This window comes from bacterium (assembly GCA_027622355.1).
Taxonomy (GTDB): domain Bacteria; phylum UBA8248; class UBA8248; order UBA8248; family UBA8248; genus JAQBZT01.
Map to the genome: position 1 here is coordinate 1 of JAQBZT010000320.1, position 2,913 is coordinate 2,913.

2 protein-coding genes are annotated in these 2,913 nt (G+C 63.6%); both read left to right on the forward strand.

The features are described from left to right. Positions 1 to 124 precede the first annotated feature (124 nt). The gene (locus tag O2807_14130; GenBank protein ID MDA1001640.1) at positions 125 to 1,888 is read left to right on the forward strand and encodes an ABC transporter ATP-binding protein; all 1,764 of its coding nucleotides are present in this window, start codon (positions 125 to 127) and stop codon (positions 1,886 to 1,888) included. Then, on the forward strand, positions 1,889 to 2,913 hold a 1,025-nt coding region (locus O2807_14135), incomplete at its 3' end, for a glycosyltransferase (GenBank protein MDA1001641.1). It abuts the gene before it with no gap.

Genomic DNA, 2,913 nt, shown 5'->3' on the forward strand with positions numbered 1-2,913 from the left:
GGCGGGAACTTGCCGAGGATCAGTTCGGGCGCACCCGAAGGGCCCTGGACATCGAAGCCATTTATGCGGAGCTTTGCGAGGAAGAGGAAGAAGAGAAAACGCCGGCCAGGGGGAGGAGGTGAAAGTGTCCAAAAGTCAGGTCTACCGCCGCCTCCTGGACTACGTTATCCCCTACCGGGGGCGGTTTGTGGTAGCGATTTTGTGCACCGTCGTGGTGGGCGCCCTCAACGCTGTTCCGGCGCTCCTGGTCCGGTACGCCGTGGACGATGTCCTTATCGGGAAAAATATGTCAATCGCGTTCTATCTCGCCGCGGGAATCGTGCTCGTCTACATGGCGAAAGCAATTCTCGCCTATGGACAGAACTATTTAATGTACTGGGTGGGCCAGCGCGTCGTGATGGATGTCCGGAACGAGTTGCACAACCATTTTATCCGGCTTCCTCTCGGATTTTTCGACGAGAAGGCCACTGGCGAACTGATGGCCAAGATTACCTTTGACATCTCCCTGATGCAGAAGGCGGCCTCGAATGCCATCCGGGACATGGGGAGGCACTTTTTCACCTTTCTCAGCCTCCTCGGCGTTGCCCTGTACCAGAACCCATGGATGACGTTCATTGCGGTTGTCGCGGTGCCGCCGGTGGGATACCTCATCGCGGGGCTGGGCGAGAAAATCCGCCGGATCACGCGGGGCACTCAAGAGCGGATGGGCGACATCAGCTCGCTGATGAAGGAGACCTACGACGGCATGCGCGTGGTCAAGACTTTCGGGGCGGAGGATTATGAAGAACAACGCTTCGCGCGCGCGAACCTTTCCTTCTTCCGGACGGTCATGAAGGCGCTTCGGCTCAGGGCGCTGGGGCCGCCGCTGGTGGAAGTCACTGGGGGCGTCCTGGGGGGACTGGTCCTGTGGTATGGCGCCTCTCTGGTGATTCGCGGCGAGCTCACGGCGGGCCAGCTGTCGAGCTTTCTGGTGGCCCTCGGGATGCTCTATAGCCCCCTCAAGGCTTTTGCCCGCGTCTACAACACCTTGATGGAAGGGGTGGCGGGAGCGCAGGCCGTATTCGAGATGATGGACAACCATGCGCCCGAGGTGATCGTGCCGTCCGGCCACCAGATGGGGCGCCTCTCGAAGAGCATCCGTTTTGAGGGGGTGGATTTTTCCTATGGCGAGAGTCCTGTCCTCAAGGGAGTGGACCTTGAAGTTCCCGCCGGGTCCATATTCGCCCTGGTGGGCATGAGCGGCGCGGGAAAGACCACCCTTCTGGACGTGATCCCGCGGTTTTATATTCCCACCGCCGGCCGCATCATCTATGACGGTGTGGACGGCGCGGAAATTGACTTGGCGAGCCTCCGAAAGCAGATCGCCTCCGTCTCCCAGCAGATTGTGCTGTTCAGCGGAACCGTGACGCAAAATATCGCCTATGCGATGAATGGCGCAGTCGACATGGCGGCGGTGGAAGCAGCGGCCAGACTTGCCCACGCGCATGAGTTCATCTCCCGCCTCCCGCACGGGTACGATACCCCCATTGGCGAGGACGGCGCCCGCCTGTCGGGCGGCGAGCGGCAGCGCCTCGCCATCGCCCGGGCGGTATTGCGAAACCCCTCGATCCTTCTCCTCGATGAGGCGACGAGCGCCCTCGACGCCGAAAGCGAGCAGCTGATTCAGGATGCGCTCAATCGCCTGATGCGGGACCGGACCACGATCGTCGTGGCTCACCGGCTGTCTACCGTGCGTGCGGCGGATGCCATCGCCGTCCTGCAAGAGGGAAGGATCGTCTCACAGGGCAAGCACGCTGAACTGATGTCCGCGGGCGGCCTCTACAAGAAGCTCTACGAGATGCAGTTCTCCACCGAGCAGCCGCCCTCTCCCGGCTTGGGTAGCTCTTAGATGATAGAGGACACACACCGTCCGCTCTCTGTCCTCCAGGTGGTCACCTGCCGGGGATGGAGTTCGGACGCCTGGGCGGCGGTCGCCCTTTGCCTCGGCCTTCAGAATGCGGGACATAGCGTTCTCATGGTCTGCCGGGAGGTGGACGGGGGCCGCAATGTGGCCGAGCGTGCCCTCCGGGAAGGCGTCCGGGAGGTGGATTTCATCGAGGCGAGTGGAAGCTTCCAGCCCCTCAGTTACCTCCGGGATTTGCGGAAGCTGCGCCGGCTCGCGGCCGAGCGGGACGCCGATGTGATCCATGTGCACCGGGGTGTGGAGCACTGGCTCAGCGCGGCCTCCTGGCCCCTCGGCGGAGGGCCGGCCTTGGTCCGAAGCCGGCACATCTTCCGGCCTGTCCGGCGGCACGGGTTCAACCGGTGGCTCTACCGGATCGGGACGAATCGCGTTGTCGCGGTCTGTGAGAAAATCCGCCAGCAGTATCTGGAAGATGGTTTTTTGCCGGCCGCGGGGTGCGAAACCGTCATGGGCGGGGCCGACGCTTCCCGGTATGATCCGAAGGGAGACGGTGCCGCCTTCCGGCGGAAATGGGGCATTCCCGAGGGCGCCTGGGTGGCGGGGATGGCCGGGAGTCTCCGCTTTTGGATGAAAGGGCAGGATGTTCTTCTCCGGGCGGTTGCGGAGATGAAGAGTGGTCCCGGCGAGCCCCCCTGGGCGGTCCTGGCCGGGGACGGCGAGGACCGGGCCGCGCTGGAGTCTCTGGCCGGGGAGCTGGGGGTCCGCGAGCGGACTGTTTTTCCGGGCTATGTCGAGGAGCTGGGAGAGGTGTTTTCCGCCTGCGATGCGCTGTGCTTTCCCTCGAAACGCTCGGAGGGAACGAGCCGGGTGCTCTTCGAGTATCTCGCCTCCGGCAGGCCCGTCGTGGCGAGCCGGGTGGGCTGCGTGGATGAGATTGTCCGCGAAGGGCGGGAAGGTTTTTTGACGGCGTCCGATGATGCGGCGGGGCTGGCCGCGGCGCTCACGCGTCT